The organism is Geomonas azotofigens (assembly GCF_018919395.1).
Lineage (GTDB): Bacteria > Desulfobacterota > Desulfuromonadia > Geobacterales > Geobacteraceae > Geomonas > Geomonas azotofigens.
This window is the reverse complement of the sequence record NZ_JAHLME010000002.1, coordinates 976,086-997,226: the sequence shown is the minus strand read 5'-3', so window position 1 is coordinate 997,226 and position 21,141 is coordinate 976,086. Positions and strand designations below refer to the sequence as shown.

Here is a 21,141-nt window from a genome sequence, read left to right as displayed (position 1 = left end):
CACACAGAGGCGGATTGCACATGAAATGGTTCACCAATCTGAAGGTCGGCACTAAACTTGTTGCGTCGTTTGCAGCGGTAGCGGTCATAACGGCCGTGGTCGGAATTATCGGCATCCGCAACATGGGGACCATCAACGACATGGCAGATGAGATGTACATGAGAGAGTTGCTGGGGGTCTCCTACATCAAGGAGGCCAACGTCAACCTGATCTACATCTCCCGGGCCGAGAAGAACTTCCTCCTTGCCACCACGCAGCAGGAGCGGGAGAAGTACCTCACCAACATCAACAAGTACAAGGCCGGCTACAAGGAGTGGCTCGATAAGGCAAAACCGCTGTACTACTCCGAAAAGGGGAAGGCGCTCCTGAAGAAACTGGAGGCGGCCAACGAAGAGTGGTTCTCGGTGCAGCAGAAGGTGATTGAGCTCGGCACGCGGGACAAACTGAACGACAGCTCCTCGGCGGTGGCACTCTCCTTCGGCGAGGCGCATACCAAGCAGAACATGGTGGACGATGCCCTGACCGAGTTGTCCCGCCTGAAGGAGGAGAACGCCAAGGATGCGTCGCTGGAGACCACCAGGATCTACAAGGCAAGCATGAAACTCATGGTGGGCCTGGTGGCGGGCGGTGTCCTGCTCGGTCTGGCGCTGGGGATCGTTATCTCCCGGATGATCAGCCTGCCGCTCCGGCGCGGCGTGGAGTTCGCGACTGCCGTGTCAGAGGGAGACCTGACCCAAACCGTCGCTATCGACCAGAAGGACGAGGTCGGTCAGCTGGCGGCGGCCCTCAATACCATGGTGGGGCGCCTGAAAGGAATCGTCGCCGAGGTGAAGAGCGCTTCCGACAACGTGGCGTCGGGGAGCCAGCAACTTTCCTCCGGGGCCGAGGAGATGTCGCAGGGAGCCTCGGAGCAGGCTGCGGCGGCCGAAGAAGCCTCTTCCTCCATGGAGCAGATGTCCTCCAACATCAGGCAGAACGCCGACAACGCCATCCAGACCGAGAAGATCGCGGTGAAGTCCGCCCAGGACGCCCGTGAAGGTGGAGCGGCGGTCCTGGAGACCGTGAGCGCCATGAAGGAGATAGCCGGCAAGATCGGCATCATCGAGGAGATCGCGCGTCAGACCAACCTCCTGGCCCTTAATGCGGCCATCGAGGCGGCCAGGGCGGGGGAGCACGGCAAGGGCTTTGCCGTGGTCGCCTCCGAGGTAAGGAAGCTGGCGGAACGGAGCCAGAAGGCGGCCGCCGAGATCAGCGAGCTTTCCGCGAGCAGCGTCGATGTCGCGGTGAAGGCAGGGGACCTGCTCGCCAAGATGGTGCCGGACATCCAGAAGACCGCCGAACTGGTGCAGGAGATCAGCGCGGCGAGCAGGGAGCAGGATACCGGCGCGGACCAGATCAACAGGGCCATCCAGCAACTGGACCAGGTGATCCAGTCCAACGCCGGCGCCTCCGAAGAGATGGCCTCAACCGCCGAGGAACTTTCCAGCCAGGCCGAACAGCTGCAGAGCGCGGTTTCCTTCTTCCAGATCGGCGACGAGCGCATGAAAAGGGTGGCCCCTGCGGCCAAGAGGGCTCCCGCGGGGCAGCCGGGCGCGGCACCGGGGAAGCCGCTGACCTATGCCAAAACAGCGGTTCCCGGCGGTAATTCGGCAGCGGTGAAGAAGGCGGTCGGGCACGACATCGACCTGAGCGACAAGAACTCGAGCGACACGGATTTCGAGCAGTACTAGCTTTGATCGTATCGGCGGCCTGAGGGCCGCCTGTGATGCCATGCCATGACGCGCCGTCCTCCGGGACGGCGCTTTTTTCGGCTGCCGCCGCCTCTGCCAATCCAGCCAATCCAGCCAATCCAGCCAATCCAGCCACCCCCTAACTGCCGGCCTGTCCTTTTGCCCCCCTCCCGCAAGGGGAGGGGGACGCACGGTATGACACCTGGGCCTCCGACTGGTGTGGCCAAAAAAAAGGGCAACCGCATCGTGCGGTTGCCCTTTACATCGTCTGGTTTCTATGTGTTCTAGGCTGCTACCCCATCCAACTCCTGGACCATCGCCAGTTCACCGGTGGTGAAGACCTTGTCGATGTCGAGGATGATGATGAACTGCTCGTTGTGCTTGCCCATCCCCTTGATGAAGTCGGTGTTCAGCTTGGTGCCGATGCGCGGCGGCGGCTCGATCTGGTCGGGCTCGAGGTCCATGACCTCCTGGACCGCGTCGGCCATCGCCCCCATGACCACCCGCTCGCCCTCCAGTTCCACCTCGACGATGATGACGCAGGTGTTGACCGTCTGCTCGGCCATCGCCATGCCGAACTTCAGCCGCAGGTCCACCACCGGGACCACGCTGCCGCGCAGGTTGATGACGCCGCGCATGTAGTCCGGCGTCTGCGGCACCTTGGTGATGGAGGTGAAATCCAGCACCTCGCGTACCTTGCCGATGTCGAGGGCGAACAGCTCGTCCTCCAGCTTGAAGGTCAGATACTGGGTAGTTTCCGTAATCGTCTCGACCGCCATGTTCTCTCTCCTCTCTCCGTGTTGACTGTCGGTAGGCCTGTCTATGGGAACAACCAATCAAGTAGCTGTTTGACTAAGGCCGTGGCTGCGCTCGGCACCCATGCATAGGTATCGTCACTTTCATCAATTTATTGAGCAAAAAAAATGGGGGCTCGCAAAGTATCGATGCACCCGGTGCTGGTTTGCTTGTGGAGGCAACATGAAGAGGACGCGACAGGGGATGCAACGCCCTCTCAAAAGGCCTGGACTTTGCCGTTAATGCAAGGCATTATGCAGACTTGCCGGGCATTGGGGTGCTTCGACTTATTGACCTATGGCTATGACAGCTTGCATGAAACAGGGGAGAACGACATGGATGAAACGATGAGAAGAAAGGACCGGCAACTCTCGGCACAGTTAGCCAACGAGATCCTGGAAAAAGGAAAGATCTGCCAGTTGGCGCTGGCGGTACAGGGGGAGCCGTACCTGGTTACCATGAACTATGGCTACCGCGATTCAACCCTGTACTTCCACTGCGCCGCGGCGGGAAGGAAACTGGAGGTCATCCAGCAGAACAACCGGGTCTGCTTCACCGTGGTCGAGCACGGTGCGGTGCTGCCGGCGGAGAAGCCCTGCGACTTCACCATGAAGTTCCGCAGCGTAGTCGGGTTCGGCAGCGCGCGGGTGATCGACGGCTACCGGGAAAAGTGCGAGGCGCTCGGTATAATCATGGCTCAGTACGCCTCGGGGAGCTTCGAGTTCCCGGAGGCGACCCTGGCCGCGACGACGGTGTTCGCCGTTGACATCTCCTCCATGGCAGCCAAAAGCAACCTCTGACCGCTAACAACAACCACTGACCGCCAAGAGCAACCATTGACCGCTCAACAAGCGAGGTCCGCATGAACATCCTGGCCATCGATCCCGGCTCCACGTCGACCAAGGTAGGGGTGCGGCGCGCGGGGAAGCTCGTCAAGGCGTCGATCGAGCACCCACGCAGCGAGATGGAGGGGTTCCACGCCGTGATGGAGCAGTTGGACTACCGGATGGAGCACCTGTTGCGCTACCTGCATGAAACCGGCGCCGACCAGGTGCGTTGGGACGCGGTGGTCGGGCGGGGCGGCCTGGTACGTCCGGTCCCCAGCGGGGTGTACCTGGTGGAGGAACCGCTGTTGCGGGACCTGATACGGGGGGTGAGCGGCGAGCACGCGGCCAACCTGGGCGGGGTCATGGCCCACGCGGTGGCCGCGCGCCAGGGCGTGCCGGCCTACGTGGTCGACCCGCCGGTGATCGACGAGATGTGGCCGGTCGCGCGTCTCTCGGGCATGGCCGGCATCGAGCGGCGCAGCATGTTCCACGCTCTGAACCAGAAGGCGGTGGCGCGCGAGGTGGCGCGCGAACTGGGGAAAACCTACCAGGAGCTGAACCTGATCGTGGCGCACCTTGGCGGCGGCATCACCGTGGGGGCGCACCGCAAGGGGCAGGTGGTGGACGTGAACAACGGCCTCAACGGCGACGGCCCCTTCTCGCCCGAGCGCACCGGGGGACTGCCGGTGGTCGGGGTGCTGCAACTCGTGGAGCAGGGTGCCTTCAGCACCGAGCAGTTGAAGAGCATCGTGGCGCGCAAAGGGGGCGTCTTCTCCTACCTCGGCACCGTGGACCTGCGCGAGGCGGAACAAAGCGCCAGGGACGGGGACGGCTGGGCCGCCCTGGTGCTGGAGGCGATGGTGTACCAGATCGCCAAGGAGATCGGTGCCCTGGCCGCCGCCCTTGCCGGGGAGGTGGACGGCATCGTGCTGACCGGCGGGCTCGCCTTCAGCGCGACCGTGGTGGCTGGGGTGCGGCGGCGGGTGGAGTTCATCGCGCCGCTGTTCGTGCGCCCCGGAGAGTTCGAGATCGAGGCGCTCATCGACGGGGCGCTCCGCGCGCTCACCGGCGCCGAGGCGGCGCGCCGTTACCAGGGAGGAGCCCATGAAGATCGGACCTAACCTGAGTGAGGTGGTCGCGGCGAAGGGCGTGCCGATGGACGAGGTGCGCGAGGCGCTGGGATGGGATCAGGAGACCCTGGACCGGGTGCTCGCCGACCAGCTCTCCCCCGGCATCTCGGAGTTGTTGCGGCTCGCCACCTTCCTCGGCGTCGGCATCTCGCGCCTTTTGGGGGGCGACCAGGAATCCGGGAAGCGGGCGGTGAAGACCGGCAAGGACGAGCGGGTCGGCGTGGACCGCCGCAATGCCCTGCACTACGAGAGCCTGGCCCAGGCCTATGCCGGCCGGCACCTGGAGCCCTTCGTGGTCGACCTGTACCGCGCCCCGGAGTGTGAACCGGACCTGAGCCGTCACCCCGGCGAGGAGTTCCTGTTCGTCCTCTCCGGCGAGCTCGAGGTCACCGTCGACGGCGAGCCCTTCCACCTCGAGGCGGGTGATTCCCTCTACTTCGATTCCCTTTTGCCCCACGCGCTCACTTCGCTCAGTGAATCCTCCCGGCTGGTCGCGGTGCTCTACAAGGGAGAGTCAATGCTGCAGCTCACCAAGGGGCACGGCATGAAGAGCCTGATCGAGGCGGCGAGACTCGCCCCGCGCCAGAAGGTGGTGCTGGTCTGCCCGGATCGCGGTTCCCTCAAGGCGGTGAACAAGGGGATCGAGGAAGGGATCCTTGAGACCGTCTTCCTGGTGGGGGATCCGGACCTGGTGCGGCAGACCTGCGGCGAGCTCCTGATCTTCGAGAAGCAGTATCGTTTCGTTGCCGTCTCAGGCGAGGCCGATCACGAGCGGGAGGCGGCGCGCGTCGGGGTGGAGCTGGTGGCGACCCGGCAGGGGGATCTCCTCATGAAGGGGGGGATCAACACCGCCGTCCTGATGAAGGCGGCGCTCTCCCGGGAGGCGGGCATCGGCACCGGCAGGAGGCTCTCCAACGTGAGCATCTTCGAGCTCCCCGGCGTGGAGCGGCTCATCTTCCTGACCGACCCGGCCATCAACCCCGAACTCTTCGCGCACCAGGAGGCGGCCTCGGCCATCGACATCATCGACAACGCCATCCAGGTGGCGCGCGCCCTGGGGGTCGAACGCCCCAAGGTGGCGCTTCTCGAGGCGAACGAGGTACCTTCCGCCAACATCCCCACGACGCTCCTGGAGCAGGAGCTCTCACGGCGCCAATGGCCGCAGGCCGAGGTCTACGGCCCGCTCTCCTACGACCTCGCACTCTACCCCGACTCGGTGCGCAAGAAGGGGCTCACCGGCAACCCGGTGGCGGGACAGGCCGACATCCTGGTGGTGCCGCACATCTCGGGGGGGAATTTTCTCTACAAGAGCTGGGTGTTCACCATGGGGGCCGAGGTGGCCAACGTGGTGCTCGGGGCTTCCGCCCCCATCATCCTTACCTCGAGGAGCGACAGCGACCTCACCAAGTTTCTCACCATCTGCGCCAGCTCCCTCTACGGCCACTATCTGCGCCGCGAGGGGTGAAGAGGACGGACCTTCCCTTTGCTGTTTGCTTTCCCGACGGCGGCCGGGTATGCTAATGAACGTTTGATCACTCCGACGCGAGGAAAGCATGCCCAGCACCCCGCTCATCATCGGCCACCGTGGCGCCTCCCGTGACGCTCCCGAAAACACCCTCGCCTCGTTCAGGCTCGCCTTCGCACAGGGGGCGGACGGCATCGAGGCCGACTTTCGCCTGACCCGCGACGGCAGCATCGTCTGCCTGCACGACTCCGGCACCTCGCGCACCGCGGGGGGAGACCTCACGGTGGCCGAGTCCACCCTGGCCGAGCTGCGGCGCCTGGATGCAGGGAGCTGGAAGGGAGACCAATGGCGGGGGGAGCCGATCCCGACCCTGCCCCAGGTGCTCGAACTGCTCCCTCCGGGCAAGAAGCTCTTGATCGAGCTCAAGTCCGGGGTCGAGATCCTCGACGCATTGGCCGCCGACCTGGCACGCGCCGGCATCTCCGAAGAGCGGATCCGCTTCCTCGCCTTTGACCACCTGCTGGTGGCCGCGCTCAAGGAGCGTCTCCCCGGTTATCGCGCCTGCTGGCTGTGCGACTACCGCTGGCGCGGCGGCTGGCATCCCTCCCGCGCGGAGGTGCTTTCCCGGCTGGCCGCGATCGGCGCCGACGGCCTGGCCAGCCGCGACCGCGCCATACTGGACGCCTCCCTGGTCGGCGAGCTGCGAGCCCGCGGGCTGGAGATCCACGTCTGGACCGTCGATTCGGCAAAGGGCGCCGCGAGGCTTCGCGACCTCGGCGTCGACTCCATCATGACCAACCGCCCGGGATGGCTGCGCCGCGCCCTGGAGCTTCCCCGGGAGAAACCATGAACCGCAAGGCATACCTCGCCACCGGTCGCATGATCGCGATGCTGCAGGGGTTCTCCAAGTTGCGGGTGAACGTCCACGGCAAGGAGCACATCCCGGAGGGATCGGTCATCTTCGTGGTGAACCACTTCACCCGCATCGAGACCGTGCTGCTCCCCTACCACATCTACCGCCTGACCAAAATCCCGGTCTGGTCCCTGGCCGATGCCTCCCTGTTCGCGGGCCCCCTGGGGCGCTTCCTGGACCTGATGGGGGCGGTCTCCACCAGGAACCCGGACCGCGACCGGGTCATCGTCAAGACCCTCCTGACCGGCGAGGCGAGCTGGATCATCTTCCCGGAAGGGCGGATGGTGAAGGACAAGGAGCTGTTCCGAAAGCGCCTTTTGCTTCCCTCCAGCGGGGTGCGCCCCCGTTCCGGCGCCGCGACGCTCGCGCTGCGCACCGAGTTCTACCGGCAGAGGATGCTGAAGCTCCAGGGGGTGGCGCCGGAGGAGGTGGCCCGTCTGCAGGGGATGTTCCAGATCCCCGACCTCGGGCCGCTCAAGAAGGGGAAGTGCCACATCGTCCCGGTCAACATCACCTACTACCCGCTGCGCGCCCGGGAGAACGCGCTCAGCAGGCTCACCGAGCTCTTCCTGCGCGAGGCGCCCCAGCACCTGAAGGAGGAGGTCCTCACCGAGGGGAGCATGCTCCTCTCCGGTGTGGATATCGACATCCGCTTCGGCAGTCCCATCGACCCCTCCACCTACCTGGGGAGCAGGGAGGTCGAGGCCGACATCGTCTCCACCGCCAGCTACGGCTTCGACGACCGGCTCCCGTCCATCAACGAGATGAAGCACGAGGCCAACCGCCTCATGCAGCGCTACATGAGCAGCATCTACGACCTCACCACGGTGAATCACGACCATCTCTTCGCCTCGCTGCTCAGGGCCTACCCCTTCAAGGCAATCGACGAGGACGACTTCCGGCGCAGGGTCTTCCTCATGACCAAGCTCTGCCTGAGGAACACCACCTGCAAGCTGCACCAAAGCCTCAGCACCGACCAGGTCTCGCTTTTGACCGACGACCGTTACCACAAGTACCGCGAGTTCCGGGAACTGGCCCTGGAGAAGGGGGTGGTGGTGCGAAGGGACGGCGAGCTGGTGAAGGACCGGGCCAAGTTCTCCGCGCCCTTCGAGATGCAGCGCGCCCGCATCGACAACCCCATCGGCGTCATCGCCAACGAGGTGCTCCCCCTCACCGTGCTGCAGCGCGAGGTGCACCTGATGGCCTGGCTGCCGGTCTGGCTGGTGCGCAAGAAGGTGGCGCAGATCCTGGAGCGGCAGGCCCTCGAGGAGTTCGACGCCGACTATCGCGCATACTTCCGCGAGGGGGAAAGCAAGGACAGCGAGGTGGGGATGCCCGTACTGCTGAAGGGGGCCTCCAGCCGCGTGGGCGTGGTGCTGGTGCACGGGCTCCTCTCGGTCCCGGCGCAGATGCTGGAGCTCGCCCGCTACCTGCAGGGGAAGGGGCTCTGGGTCTACCTGGTGCGGCTGAAAGGGCACGGCACCTCCCCCGAGGACCTGGCCCTCAGAAGCGGCAGCGAGTGGGTGCAATCGGTGGACTTGGGCTATGCCCTGATGAAGGCGCTGTGCGACCGGGTCGTGGTGGGGGGCTTTTCCTTCGGCGGCGGGGTGGCGCTTGACTGCGCCAGCCGGGTGGGAGACGCCGCCGGCGTCTTCGCCGTCTGTCCGCCGCAGCGACTTTTGGACATCTCTTCCCGCTTCGCCCCCGCGGTGACGGTTTGGAACCGGGTCATGGACGTGTTCAGCTACCAGTGGGCCAAGAAGGAGTTCGTCGAGAGCGTGCCGGAACGTCCGGAGCTTAACTACTCGCGCATCCCGGTCAGCGCGCTGCGCGCCATGGAACGTTTCATGAGCGAGTTGGAGCCCAAGCTCGCCCGCATAACGACGCCAGTCCTGGTGCTGCAGTCCGAGGGGGACCCGGTGGTCGACCCGCGCGGCTCGCAGCGGCTCTTCGAGATGCTGGGGAGCGAGCAAAAGAGCTACCAGAGGTTCCCGCTCACGCGCCACGGCATCCTCGCCGGCGCGGGATCCGAGGAGGTGCACGCCGCGGTGGGCGCCTTCCTGGACACCATGCTCGGGGCGGCCGGGGTGGGGGAGGGTCCGGCGCGGGAGTAGCGGGGCTTTCCAGATTTGTCGGGATCTGCTACAAAGGTGGTATGGAAAACGACAGCCGGCAGGGCATATTGCGGAAAACACACTGGGTCTTCGACCTGGACGGCACCCTCACCGTCGCCATCCACGACTTCGCCCACATAAGGAACGTGCTGGGAGTCCCGCAGGGAACCGACATCCTGGGGCACCTTGAGGGACTACCCGAGGCGGAAGGGATGCGGGCCCGGGCGCTGTTGCAGTCGATCGAGGAGGAACTGGCGGGGCGGACGGAACCGGCCGAGGGGGCGCTGGAACTCTTGCAGCTCCTGCACGGGCGCGGCACCCGGATCGGCGTTCTCACCCGCAACACCAGGGACAACGCGCTGACCACCCTGTCGCGCATCGGGCTGCTGCCGTTCATCGGCGCGGGGGACGTGCTGGGGCGGGACGACGCGCGGGCCAAGCCCGACCCTGACGGCATCCACAAACTGGCATGCCGCTGGGGAGTCCCCGCAGCGGCACTGGTGATGGTTGGTGATTACGCCTTCGATCTGCAGACCGGTCGCGCGGCCGGCGCCGGCACCGTTCACGTCGACCCCGCCCGCGCCTTCCGCTGGCCCGAGCTCACCGACCTCGCGGTGGGGAGCCTGGCCGAGCTGGCGCAGGCGCTTCAGGCCAGCGTCTCCAGCTCGTGGTCGGCTATCTGCACGATCTCGTCGTAGATGGCCAGCATGACGTGCATGTCGCACCACTTTTTGGTCATGTTGTGGATCAGGTAGCCGCCGTTGACCAGGGTCCCGGAGAGGAGCGCGATGCCGAGCATCCGCTGTTCGTCGACCGACAGCAGGAAGCAGGCGTAGATCGCGATGTTCACCATCGAGAAGAGCCAGGCCACCTCGGGCCCCTTGAAGGGGTTCAGCATCACCTTGGTGAGGTCCATGTAGTAGCGGGTGAGCCCCCGGACCCTGCGCATGCTCTCTATGATCCCTTCGCTTTGTTCCTTCAGGTACAGGCTGGCCAGGAAATGGGTGATGGCCATCTGCTTCCCTCTCACCATCCGTTCCTTCACGTACATGTCGATCGCTTCATCCACGGTCTCTTTACTCATGGCAGCCACCTTTGGACGCCTGGTCGTGATGTTCCTGCGTCCGATCGGATCTCTATGTGAGGGGCGTTGATTCGCCCATCGGTTCAAGTAGTGAAATCGGGCTCTGGCACCGGTGGGTCCGGTCTCTTGCATAAGGCAAACTATGGTGCAAAACAATCCCGGTGTCAACCGGTCACAGCTCGCGTATCTGCTCCAATTATCGGCGCAAATTTGCTTTAGTTGACAACTTTTCGCTCCTGCCGTACTCTCGGAGCCGGTTTGGAAGCGAGACGGGGCGTAACTGTCTGAAACTCAGGCGTGGAGGGGTATGGGTAACAAGAATCAGCAGGGGAAGGGCGGGGCCGAACAGGGACTCATCGTTTCCCATTTCGGGGTGGCGGTCGAGGTGCTCTTCGATTCGGGCGAGCGGCGCATGGTGAAGGTGAAGCGCAATTCCGGGCACGTGGTCGGCGACCGGGTCACCGTGGCCGGCGAGGTCCTGAACCGGCTTCCCAGGCAGACCGAGCTGAGCCGGCGCGACGCCAGGGGGGGGGTCCACCTTTTGGCCGCCAACCTCGACGTGCTCGGCGTGGTGCTCGCTCCCGGCACGCCCTCCGGATTTCTGGACCGCGCCATCGTCGCCGCCCGCGCCGCCGGGCTTTCCCCCTTCGTCGTCTTCAACAAGTGCGACCTCCCCGAGGCATCCGAGCTAGGCGACGCCACCGGCCGCGTCTATGGCGGCATCGTCCCCTGCTTCCCCCTGAGCACGGTCACCGGCGCCGGCATCGAGCCGTTGCGGGAGTTCCTGCGCCAGGGGCACCGGGGCGCCTTCGTCGGCACCACCGGCGTGGGGAAGAGCTCGCTGATGAACGCGCTCTGCCCCGAACTGAACCTGAAGGTGGGGGCGCTTTCCGACTACAACTGGACCGGCCGGCACACCACCACCGTTTCGTCACTGCACGCCCTTTCCGGCGGCGGTGAACTGGTCGACACCCCCGGCTTTCGCGATTTCGGGCTGGTGGACATTACCGTCCCCGAGCTCGCCGTCTGGTTCCCCGGCTTCGAGGCGCTGCGGGAGCATCGCTGCCGCTTCAACAACTGCCGCCACCGGCAGGAGCCGGGGTGCGCGGTGCGCGACGACGTTGGTTCCGGCGCGATCAGCGAGGAGCGTTACCAGACCTACCTGGTGCTTTTGAGCGAGGTCGAGGCCCTGGAAGAGGCGGCGCAGCGGCGCAACTGGAAAAAGTAACTACAAAAGAGGATATAAATGGCGCAGCCCTGGAAAGTATTGCAAAGCGTGACCACCGGTGACGGGGTTCTGGAACTAAGACAACGGGGCGAGAAGGATTTCCTGATCACCGTGAACGGGCTGGTCCTGATGAACAGTTCGCTGCACCGCTCCGAGGTCGCCCTCGGAGAAGTGGCCTGCGGTCACCTGAAGCACGCGGCGGCGCCGCGGGTGCTGGTGGGGGGGCTGGGGATGGCGATCACCCTGCGGGCGGTGCTGGACCAGTTGCCGGAGCAGGCCGGCGTGCTGGTCGCGGAACTGAACCCGGTGGTGCTGCAGTGGTGCCGCGGGGCGCTGGCGCCGCTGACCCACGGGGCGGCCGACGATCCCCGGGTCGAGGTGGAAATCGCCAACGTGGCCGACGTGATCAGGCGAAGCGCCATGAGTAACAACCGCTTCGACGCCATCGTGCTCGACCTCTACACCGGCCCGCACGCCAGGACGGACAAGGTCATGGACCCGCTCTACGGAGAAATCGCCATCGAGCTGAGCAAGGGGGCCCTGAAGCCCGGCGGCGTCTTCGCGGTCTGGGGTGAGAACTACGACCAGGGCTTCGACAAGCGCCTACGCCAGGCCGGCTTCTCGGTTACCTGTGACCGTCCCGGCCGTGGCGGACTGCGCCACGTGGTCTACCTGGCCCGCCTGGAGTCCCGCCCCGAATCACGTCCCCAGGGGCGTCCGAAACGTCCGTCCCGCCGCTGAACGGCACCCGTGGCTATTACTTGCATGCCCCCTCTCCCACTAGGAGAGGGCTGGGTGAGGGCCCCCCTCTCCCCTGGGGAGAGGGGAGGAAGGTCTCTAGCGGCTTCCGCCGCTAGGCGGCGGCGCCGAAGTCCGCGCCCGCGTACTGCACCGCGGCGGGGTCGTTCGCACGCGGTGGCGAGACCGCGTGGATGCCGCCACAGGAGGGGCATCCCTGTACGAAGGTCCGCAGCACGAACTCCTTGTCGCATTCCTGGCACCGCACCTCGAGTGCGTTGGGCAGCGGCGAACAGGCCACCCGCCCGCCGTGTGCCGCCAGCACAAACTCAACCAAATCCCTTCCCGTGGCGTAGGGGCCACCGCTCCTGGAGCTACCCGAACCGCAATCGCACATCCTGCCTCCCTTGTTCCCTTGGATTCACCAGCGTGCGCAGGCTAGCACGGTGCCGCGCCCTCCCGCTTTGACATCAGTCAAAAAACCACGTTTACCAAACGTTTTCACCCCCTCGGCGCCGCTAAAATCGCCCTGGTCGTTATTGCAATGGCGATCGATTCCAGTATATTGTGTTGGTGTTTTTTAATGTCCATCCGAGCGAGGAGATCACCCTGATGGAAGAAGAGAAACGCTCCACTGAAATCGCGGACATCGGCGTCGTCAACAGTCACGATCACCTCTGCCTGATCTACCAGGGCGAGGCGGAGGTGTTAAACCCGGCGCTCCCCTTCATCCAGAAGGGGGTGGCGATCGGGGAGCGCTGCGTCTACCTGCACGCCGCGGAGGAGAAGCTGGAACGGCTGCTGCGAAACGTAGTCGATGTGCAAAAGCAGGACAGCGGCGCGTTGGTCCTGCTGCCGGTGAAGCAGACCTGGCTCAGGGGCGGGGTGTTCAAGCAGGAGCGCATCATGGAGCTCCTGCGCAACATCTGCGCGGGCGCCACCGCCGAGGGGTTCAGTGGGACCCGCATCATCTGCGACATGGCCTGGGCGATCAAGGACGAGAAGTCGCTCGAGCTCTTGCACCGGTTCGAACGCGACCTTACCGAGTTCGCGGCGGAACAGGACACCGCGCTCCTTTGCCTGTACGACCGGCGGCTGTTCAGCCCGGAACTGCTCCTGGAGATGGCCCGGATCCACCCCGGGCTGGTCAGCGGCGGCAGGGTGTGCGAGAACCCGCTTTTCATTCCGCCGGGCGCGCATCCGCGCCGGAAGGCCGCCGTCTGCGAACTGGACGTATTCCTGGCCGCCTCGCAGCGCATGACCATGGTGGAGGCGGAAAGCGAGCGGCTCAAGCAGGAACTGGAGCAGGCCTACGCGGCCCTGGCCCGCAAGATCTATGAGAATTGGCAGGAAGAGGATACCCTGCGGGCCAGCGAGCAGGAGATCCACGAGAAGGATGAGGCGCTCCTCGCCAACCGCAGGCGTTTGCAGACCATCCTGCAGCACCTCCCGGTGGTCATGATGGCCTTCGACAACGGCGACCGCCTGGCCGCCTGCAACCACGAGTTCGAGCGCGTCACCGGCTTCCGGGGGGAGGAGGTGATGGGGAAACCGATGCTGGAACTACTCCAGGTCGACGGGGAACTGCGCGAAGATGTGGTGTCGGCGCACCCGCCGCAGGGGGGGGACTACCGGGGGCGGGAGTGGAACATCCGCTGCAAGGACGGCTCTCCCAAGCTCCTCGCGTGGTCCAACATCTCGCGTTACGTCCCCATCACGGGGTGGGTGAACTGGATCATCGGGCTTGACCTCAGCACCAGGGTACAGGCGGAGAACGGGCTCAGGGCGCTGAAGGTGGAGTTGGCGGCGCGCACGGCCGAACTCGAGGGGATCGGGCAGGCGGTGGCCCACGACCTGGGGACGCGACTGGCACGGATCAGCGGTGACTGCGGCAGGTTGCACAAACTCTCCGCTGCGCAGCTCGACCGCCCCAGCCGCGAGCTGCTGGACAGCATCAGGGCCTCGGCGGCGGACCTTTCCGGCGCCATCGCTGCGCTGGAACGGATGAACGCGCTGGCCGCGGCCGAGCTCCAGCCGGTGGAGGTGGACCTGAGCGCCATGGCCTCGGAGATCGCGGCGCAGCTCTCCGACCAGGCCCAGCGTCCGGTGGACTTCCGGATCGAGGACGGGGTCACGGTCACCGGCGACAAGGAAATGCTGCGCCTGGCCATGGAGCAGCTGCTGGAGAACGCCTGGCACAGCACCATCGGGGTGAAACACCCGGTGATCAAGTTCGGGACGGCGCAGGTCGAGGGTGAACGCAGCTGCTATGTGAGCGACAACGGGCCCCGGCTGGGCGCGAGCCTGTGCGAGGCGCCGGCCGGCGGTAGCGGCACGGAGCGGAGCCGCTGCGGCATCGGCCTGGCCACGGTGCAGCGCATCATCAACCTGCATCGAGGACGGATTTGGAGCGCGGAGCAGGCCGGGAAGGGGGGGACCCTCTACTTCCAGGTCTAGCGACCTTTACGGGCAGAGAGGCTGGTCATGAAAAGCAAGGAAACGACGCCGTTGCCGGTTGTGGTGGTGGATGACGACCAGGAGGTGCTGCAGATCTACCGGGCGCTTCTGCAGGGGCACGGCGTCGGCCCGGTGCTGACGTTCGAGGACGGTGGGGCGCTGGTTCCCTACCTGCGGCGCAACGACGCCGCCCTGGTGGTCCTGGACCTGGCGCTCCCCACCGTGCAGGGGCATGAGCTTTTGCCTCTCCTGGTGGAGGAGTTCCCGCACCTGCCGGTCCTGATCATCACCGGGCAGGCGGAGGTGGGGCAGGCGGTTTCCTGCATGCGCGCCGGCGCCTGCGATTACCTGCTGAAACCGATCGACAACGCGCTGTTCCTCGCCGCCATCGACCGGGCCCTGGGGCCCGCCGAGGACGAGAACCGGCTGCGCCGTCGGCGCATGCCCTTCCCGGACATCGTCACCGAGGACCGCCAGATGCTGAGGCTCATGAAAAGGGCCCAGGCGGTGTCGCACACCGGGCAACCGGTGCTGATCACCGGGGAGACCGGCGTCGGCAAGGAGCTCTTCGCCGAGGCCGTTCATCGCTGCTCGGGCAAAAAGGGGGAGCTGGTGACGGTGAACGTGGCGGGGCTGGACGATGCCGTCTTCTCCGACACCCTCTTCGGGCACCGCAAGGGGGCCTTCACCAGCGCGCAGGAGAACCGCGAGGGGCTGATCAGGAAGGCGGCGGGGGGGACCCTGTTCCTGGACGAGATTGGCGATTTGCGCGAGGGGGCCCAGGTGAAGCTCTTGAGGCTGATCCAGGAGCACGAGTACCTTCCTCTTGGGAGCGACGCGGCGGCCAAGACGGATGCCGGCATCGTGGTGGCCACCAACCGGGACCTGAAACAACTCCTGGAGCAGGGAAGGCTGCGCGAGGATCTCTACTACCGGCTCAGCTGCCACCGGCTCCACATCCCGCCGCTCAGGGAGAGGCAGGGGGACATCCCCTTGCTGCTGGAACATTTCGTGACCCTCGCCTCCCGCCAGATGGCAAAGAAGCGCCCCTGGTACCCGTCCGAGCTGCCGCGGCTGTTGCAGCGGTACCACTTCCCGGGCAATGTGCGCGAGCTGCAGGCCATGGTGTACGACGCCGTCGCCCTGCACGAGAAGGGTCCCCTTTCCCTGGCGGCCTTCCGCTCCAAGATGAGCGCCACCTCCGGGAGGGGACTCACCGTGGAGGGGCACGAAGTCGTCACCGTCATCTTCAACGGCTTTCCCAGCATCAAGGAGGCGCAGTCCCACCTGATCAGCGAGGCGCTGCGGATGTCCAACGGCAACCAGGGCGAGGCCGCGACTCTGCTGGGGATCTCCAGGCAAGCCCTCAACAACCGGCTCAGGAGGAAATCGGCCTGAGCCGCCCGCAACGGACGTTGCACCTGCCACAAACGTTGCTCACCTTCGATCCGCCTCCGGCAAGGCCTCGGCGCCATACGCGAGCAAAACGGTAAACCTTTGTTGCCGGATCCGGTGTGGCGGATGACGGAGCGACGCGGGGAAGTTGCCGGAAAAGCAGGAATCGAGCTGGCCGGCGATATCGGCACGGTTGCTGCTGAGCTACCACGATGGAAGCATGGCGAAGTAGAGCTTTTACGATGGCAGGGACGTCTGTACCGGGAAGTGGCCGCTGCCGCTTTAGGTGCACCGGCAAGACGTTTCTGATGCAGCCCCTCGGGGGGCGAGGTCAACAGGGGGTGCCCCATGACCGATACGTACAAGGCGAAGAGGAACAACGGGGAGGGACGGTATTTGACCATAGACAAGGAAATAGCGTCGAGCATGCTGAACGCCTCTTACGCGGTCGATCTGAAGTCGGCGGTGCACACCTCCCTGGAGACCATACGCAACATGCTCCTGGAGCGACCCAACAACGAGGAGATCAGCCAGCTGACCCAACAGGTGGAGCGCCTGCTCACGGAACAGACCGAGCGGCTCGAATCGATCAACCGGGACCTGGAGGCGTTCAACTACTCGGTGGCCCACGACCTGTGCGCGCCGCTCAGGAGGATCTGCGGCTTCACCCGCGCCCTGCAGGAACAGTACGCGGGCCGGCTCGACCTGGAGGGGATGGATTACCTGGAGCGGATCTTCAAATCCAGCCAGCACATGAACGACCTGATCGAGGCGCTGTTGCAGCTCTCCCAGCTCTCCTACCTGAGCCTGAAGCGCGAGGTGGTCGATCTGTCCGAGATCGTCAACGACACCGCCGCCGACCTCGCGCAGGGGACCCCCGACCGCAGGGTGGAATTCGTGATCCAGCCCAGGATCCGCACCTTCGGCGACCATAACCTCCTTGAGATCGCCATGAAGAACCTGTTGAGGAACGCCTGGAAGTTCACCCAGATGCGCGAGGTGGCCCGCATCGAGTTCGGCGCCCGGGAGAGCGCAGCGGACAAGACCTGCTTCGTGAAGGACAACGGTATCGGCTTCGACATGGCCAATGCCGAACGGATGTTCCACGCCTTCCAGCGCCTGCACAGCTCGAGCGAGTTCCCCGGCAACGGCATCGGTCTCACCACGGTGCAGCGCATCATCAACCGCCACGGCGGACGCATCTGGGCCGAAGGCGAGGTGGACAAGGGGGCGACCTTCTTCTTCACGCTGCAGTCCTGCATCACCTGAAAAGCCCCTTTTGCCGCGCGTCCGGATCTGCTATCATCCCCTCCACATTAAAATCGGAGGCGGGCATGCACGAGATGAGCATAACCCAGAGCGTGGTGGAGATCTGCGAGGGACACGCGGCGGGGCGCAGGGTGATGGAGGTGGTCCTCGAGATCGGGGAACTGTCAGGGGTGGTGCCCGAGAGCGTGGAGTTCTGCTTCGAGGCCTGCACCAAGGGAACCCTGCTGGAGGGGGCCAAGCTGACCATCGAGGAGGTGCCGGGGCGGGGAACCTGTCCCGCCTGCCACGGTGAATTCCCCTTGCAAAGCCTCTTTTCCCCCTGTCCCGGGTGCGGCGCCTTCGGCCTCGCCATCGTCTCGGGCGAGGAACTGAGGGTGAAGGAACTGGAACTGGCCTGACACGTTTTGTCCCGCCCTTGGGACAAAATGATACAAAGCCGGGACAGAAGTACCCAACAAAATGAAGCAAAGAAAGGCGCCGCGCGGAGAGCTTCCGCGGGCGCCATTTTTTTTGCTCTGTGATTCCAGTGTATTACAATTGCAAATTTTGTTTACTCGATTGGCACGGGTGTTGCCGTATACGTGCGGTTTGATTTATCTCGAGGAGGCTTGTTATGAAAGAAGAGATGTTTTGCGAAGGGGTCACCCGCAGGAGTTTCATGAAGGCCTGTGTCACCGCCACCGCGATGATGGGGCTTCCCTTCGCCATGCATACGCAGGTGGCCGAGGCCGTTGAGAAAAACGGCAACCCTGCGGTGATCTGGCTTCACTTCCAGGAGTGCACCGGCTGCTCGGAGTCGCTGTTGCGTTCGTCCCACCCCACCATTTCAACCTTGATCCTGGACATGATCTCGCTGGACTACCACGAGACCCTCATGGTCGGCGCGGGCCACCAGGCCGAGCAGGCGCTGCACGACTCCATGAAGGCCAACCACGGCAAGTACATCCTCGTCGTGGAAGGCGCCATCCCGACCAAGCAGAACGGCATCTTCTGCAAGGTCTCCGGGAAAACCGCCCTCGAGTCCCTGCAGCACGCGGCCGAAGGCGCCGCCGCCATCATCAGCATCGGCACCTGCGCCTCCTACGGCGGCATCCAGTCCGTCTCCCCGAACCCGACCGGCGCGGTCGGCGTGAAAGACATCATCAAGGACAAGCCGATCATCAACATCCCCGGCTGCCCCCCCAACCCCTACAACTTCCTGTCCACCGTGCTCTACTACCTGACCTTCAAGAAAGTGCCCGAGCTGGATCAGCTGGGCCGTCCGAAGTTCGCCTACGGCAGGAGGATCCACGAGCACTGCGAGCGTCGTCCGCACTTCGACGCCGGCCGTTTCGCCAAGGCCTACGGCGACCCGACCCACGCCCAGGGGTACTGCCTCTACAAGCTGGGCTGCAAGGGTCCCGCCACCTATGCCAACTGTTCCGTGCAGCGCTTCAACGACGTGGGCGCCTGGCCGGTTTCCATCGGTCACCCCTGCATCGGCTGCACCGAGCCGGACATCCTCTTCAAGACCGCCATCGCCGAGAAGGTGCAGATCCACGAGCCGACGCCGTTCGACAGCTACGCCCCGGTGGACCTGAAGGAAAAAGGGAAGGGGCCGGACCCGCTGACCACCGGCTTCGTCGGTCTCGCGGCCGGTGCGGCACTTGGCGCCGGCGCGATGCTCGCCAAGAAGCTTCCGGGCGGTGAGGCGCAGGAGGATGCCCATGAAAAAGACAAGTAGACGCGACTTCCTGAAGCTGGCCGGCGCTACCGGCGCGGGCCTTCTGGCCTGCGGCGCGGGTAACGCCCTGGCCAACGAAGGACTCCAGGTCAACAACGAAGAGCTCGGCATGCTCTACGACGCCACCAAGTGCGTCGGCTGCAAGGCGTGCATGTCGGCCTGCAAGAGGGTCAACTCCGACTACGGCTCACTCTCCTACGAGAAGGCGAAGTTCGACGAGGACGGCCTGTGGGATGCCCCGAGCGACCTCTCCGGCTCGACCCGTACCCTGATCAAGCTCTTCAAGGAGAGCGAGAAGCGCTGGAGCTACGTGAAGTACTCCTGCATGCACTGCCAGAAACCCTCCTGCGTTTCGGTCTGCCCGGTTTCGGCCATGACCAAGGAGAAGATCTCCGGCATCGTCGACTACAACAAGAACACCTGCATCGGCTGCCGCTACTGCCAGATCGCCTGCCCCTACAACATTCCGAAATTCCAGTGGGAAAAGGCGGTACCGCAGATCGTCAAGTGCGACCTGTGCAAGGCGACCAACCTGCGCGAGAAGGGGATCACGGCCTGCGCCGAGACCTGCCCGGCGGGCGCCATCAAGTTCGGCAAGAGAAAGGACCTGCTGGAGGAAGCGCACCAGAGGCTCAAGGACGCGCCCGACAAGTACGTCGCCCACGTCTACGGCGAGCACGAAGGGGGGGGCACCAACCACCTCTACCTGGCCTCCATGCCGTTCAACAAGCTCGGTCTCCCCGAGATCAAGCCGGAAGCACCGGCCGAGTTCTCCGAGAAGATCCAGCACACCATCTACAAGGGTTTCATCGCCCCGGTGGCCCTGTACAGCACCCTCTGCTTCATCGCGGTGAAGAACATGAAGAAACACAAGGGGCACGACGACGATCACCAGAAGGGGGATAAGTAATGGGACACAGTGAAGAATACCAGAAGCTGGAAGGTAGGATCTTTACCAAATCCTTCTTCATCCTCCTCTCCGTGGTGCTGCTCGGCTTCTACTTCGTGGGCGTGCGCTACGTGAAAGGGATCGGCGCCGTCTCCAACATGAGCGACGGCTACCCCTGGGGCATCTGGATCACCTACGACGTCGCCACCGGCACGGCAATCGCCTGCGGCGGCTACGCGGTCGCCATCCTGGTCTACATCCGGAACCGGATGCAGTACCACCCGATGATCCGCTCGGCGATCCTCACCTCCATGTTCGGCTACGGCCTGGCCGGCTTCTCGGTCATGGTCGACCTCGGCCGTCCCTGGAACGCCTACAACTTCTTCATCCCGAGCAAGTGGCAGGCAAACTCCGCCATGTTCGAGGTGGCACTCTGCGTCATGGCCTACTCGACGGTCCTGATCCTGGAGTTCCTCCCGGCGATCCTCACCTCGATCGAGAAGAGCAAGTGGGAGCGCATGAACGCGATCCGCAACTGGCTGCACCCGAAGATCGCGCCGGACAAGAAGACCATGGAAGACAAGCTGGAGATGGTGCGCCTCGGGGCCGCCTGGCTCAACCCGCGCCTGAACAAGGTCCTCATCTTCTTCATCGTCCTGGGCATCACGCTGCCGACCATGCACCAGTCCTCGCTGGGGAGCCTGCTCCTCATCGCCTCGACCAAGCTGCATCCGCTCTGGCACACCGGCTTCCTGCCGCTTTTGTTCCTGTTGAACTGCGTCTTCATCGGCTACTCCATCGCTATCCTCGAGTCGATCATCTCGAGCTACTCCTTCAAGCGTCCCTTCGAGATCGAGGAACTCTCCGGCCTCGCCGGGCTGATCCCGTTTGTGACCGTGATCTGGCTTACCGTCGTGATCGGCGACCTCTCCTACCGCGGCCAGATTCACGCGGCACTGAAGGGCGACTTCTACTCCGGCTGGTTTATGACCGAGTTCCTGCTGGTCGCCTGCGGTTCGCTGATCCTCTTCGTCAAGAAGTGCAGAAGGTCGGCGCGCTGGCTCTTCATCTCGGCGTCCATGATCGTTCTGGGGGGCGCCCTGTACCGCTTCAACGTCTACCTGATCGGCTTCAACCCGGGGCAGGGATGGAAGTATTTCCCCTCCTTCGCCGAGGTGATGATCACGGTCGGCATCGTGGCCCTGGAGATCCTGGGCTACAAGGTCTTCGTGGCACTGTTCCCGGTCCTCCCCAACATGGACCTGCACGGCGCCCACAAGAAGAAGGGACATGCGAAGAAGCACAAGGGGGCGGAGAAGCCGCTGCCGCAGACCGAGGCGCACGCGCACTAACATTAATTAAGCAATTAGCCTTTTGGAGGAAT

The 21,141-nt window shown here is 64.5% G+C and carries 19 protein-coding genes; 16 read left to right on the top strand and 3 right to left on the bottom strand.

Annotated features, from left to right (window positions below):
• The first annotated feature begins 20 nt into the window (after positions 1-20).
• Positions 21-1,730, top strand: a complete 1,710-nt coding sequence (locus KOL99_RS09410; RefSeq protein ID WP_216510187.1) for a methyl-accepting chemotaxis protein — start codon at positions 21-23, stop codon at positions 1,728-1,730.
• Between the two features lie 284 nt (positions 1,731-2,014).
• Here the strand turns inward: KOL99_RS09410 and KOL99_RS09405 are convergent, their stop codons facing one another.
• On the bottom strand, positions 2,015-2,509 hold the full coding sequence (locus KOL99_RS09405; RefSeq protein WP_216510186.1) for a chemotaxis protein CheW: 495 nt from the start codon (positions 2,507-2,509) through the stop codon (positions 2,015-2,017).
• Positions 2,510-2,860: 351 nt separating this feature from the next.
• Between KOL99_RS09405 and KOL99_RS09400 the strand changes: the two genes are divergently transcribed.
• From KOL99_RS09400 to KOL99_RS09375, 6 genes are all read left to right on the top strand, one after another.
• Positions 2,861-3,325, top strand: coding sequence for a pyridoxamine 5'-phosphate oxidase family protein (locus KOL99_RS09400; RefSeq protein ID WP_216510185.1), 465 nt, complete (start codon positions 2,861-2,863; stop codon positions 3,323-3,325).
• A 62-nt stretch (positions 3,326-3,387) separates the two neighbouring features.
• Positions 3,388-4,473, top strand: a complete 1,086-nt coding sequence (gene buk / locus KOL99_RS09395; RefSeq protein ID WP_216510184.1) for a butyrate kinase — start codon at positions 3,388-3,390, stop codon at positions 4,471-4,473.
• Positions 4,457-5,947 carry a phosphate acyltransferase gene (locus tag KOL99_RS09390; RefSeq protein ID WP_216510183.1) on the top strand — a complete coding sequence of 497 codons (1,491 nt, stop codon included), beginning with the start codon at positions 4,457-4,459 and terminating at the stop codon, positions 5,945-5,947. Before buk ends, KOL99_RS09390 begins: the two co-directional genes overlap by 17 nt.
• Before the next feature lie 88 nt (positions 5,948-6,035).
• Entirely contained in the window at positions 6,036-6,797 is a 762-nt protein-coding gene (locus tag KOL99_RS09385) for a glycerophosphodiester phosphodiesterase (protein ID WP_216510182.1), read from the top strand.
• A complete protein-coding gene (locus KOL99_RS09380) occupies positions 6,794-8,974 on the top strand; it encodes an alpha/beta fold hydrolase (protein WP_216510181.1) in 2,181 nt (726 codons plus the stop codon). The genes KOL99_RS09385 and KOL99_RS09380 overlap by 4 nt, the downstream gene beginning before the upstream one ends.
• A 41-nt stretch (positions 8,975-9,015) precedes the next feature.
• Positions 9,016-9,672, top strand: a complete 657-nt coding sequence (locus KOL99_RS09375; protein WP_216510180.1) for an HAD family hydrolase — start codon at positions 9,016-9,018, stop codon at positions 9,670-9,672.
• Here KOL99_RS09375 and KOL99_RS09370 read toward each other — a convergent pair.
• A complete protein-coding gene (locus KOL99_RS09370; RefSeq protein WP_216510179.1) occupies positions 9,621-10,058 on the bottom strand; it encodes a GSU0071 family protein in 438 nt (145 codons plus the stop codon). The two genes, KOL99_RS09375 and KOL99_RS09370, sit on opposite strands and share 52 nt — an antisense overlap.
• 307 nt (positions 10,059-10,365) lie before the next feature.
• Here KOL99_RS09370 and rsgA point away from each other — a divergent pair, with 307 nt between their 5' ends.
• The gene (rsgA, locus tag KOL99_RS09365) at positions 10,366-11,286 is read left to right on the top strand and encodes a ribosome small subunit-dependent GTPase A (protein ID WP_216510178.1); all 921 of its coding nucleotides are present in this window, start codon (positions 10,366-10,368) and stop codon (positions 11,284-11,286) included.
• A gap of 18 nt (positions 11,287-11,304) precedes the next feature.
• A complete protein-coding gene (locus KOL99_RS09360; RefSeq protein ID WP_216510177.1) occupies positions 11,305-12,027 on the top strand; it encodes a spermidine synthase in 723 nt (240 codons plus the stop codon).
• Between the two features lie 112 nt (positions 12,028-12,139).
• Here the strand turns inward: KOL99_RS09360 and KOL99_RS09355 are convergent, their stop codons facing one another.
• Complete coding sequence (locus tag KOL99_RS09355; RefSeq protein ID WP_236025914.1) at positions 12,140-12,361, bottom strand: hydrogenase maturation nickel metallochaperone HypA; 222 nt, start codon at positions 12,359-12,361, stop codon at positions 12,140-12,142.
• A gap of 275 nt (positions 12,362-12,636) precedes the next feature.
• Here KOL99_RS09355 and KOL99_RS09350 point away from each other — a divergent pair, with 275 nt between their 5' ends.
• The 7 genes from KOL99_RS09350 (at position 12,637) to hybB (ending at position 21,109) form a co-directional block, all read left to right on the top strand.
• Complete coding sequence (locus KOL99_RS09350) at positions 12,637-14,481, top strand: MEDS domain-containing protein (RefSeq protein ID WP_216510175.1); 1,845 nt, start codon at positions 12,637-12,639, stop codon at positions 14,479-14,481.
• Between the two features lie 27 nt (positions 14,482-14,508).
• Complete coding sequence (locus KOL99_RS09345) at positions 14,509-15,879, top strand: sigma-54-dependent transcriptional regulator (protein ID WP_216510174.1); 1,371 nt, start codon at positions 14,509-14,511, stop codon at positions 15,877-15,879.
• Positions 15,880-16,224: 345 nt separating this feature from the next.
• Positions 16,225-17,145: a sensor histidine kinase gene (locus KOL99_RS09340; protein WP_216510173.1), complete on the top strand. Its 921-nt coding sequence runs from the start codon at positions 16,225-16,227 to the stop codon at positions 17,143-17,145.
• Positions 17,146-17,210: 65 nt separating this feature from the next.
• Entirely contained in the window at positions 17,211-17,543 is a 333-nt protein-coding gene (hypA, locus tag KOL99_RS09335; RefSeq protein WP_216510172.1) for a hydrogenase maturation nickel metallochaperone HypA, read from the top strand.
• Between the two features lie 215 nt (positions 17,544-17,758).
• Positions 17,759-18,868, top strand: coding sequence for a hydrogenase small subunit (locus KOL99_RS09330; RefSeq protein ID WP_216510171.1), 1,110 nt, complete (start codon positions 17,759-17,761; stop codon positions 18,866-18,868).
• Positions 18,852-19,778 (top strand): hydrogenase 2 operon protein HybA, encoded by a 927-nt coding sequence (gene hybA / locus KOL99_RS09325; protein ID WP_216510170.1) that lies wholly within the window; start codon positions 18,852-18,854, stop codon positions 19,776-19,778. The genes KOL99_RS09330 and hybA overlap by 17 nt, the downstream gene beginning before the upstream one ends.
• Positions 19,778-21,109, top strand: a complete 1,332-nt coding sequence (hybB, locus tag KOL99_RS09320) for a Ni/Fe-hydrogenase cytochrome b subunit (RefSeq protein ID WP_216510169.1) — start codon at positions 19,778-19,780, stop codon at positions 21,107-21,109. Before hybA ends, hybB begins: the two co-directional genes overlap by 1 nt.
• The last annotated feature ends 32 nt before the right edge of the window (positions 21,110-21,141 follow it).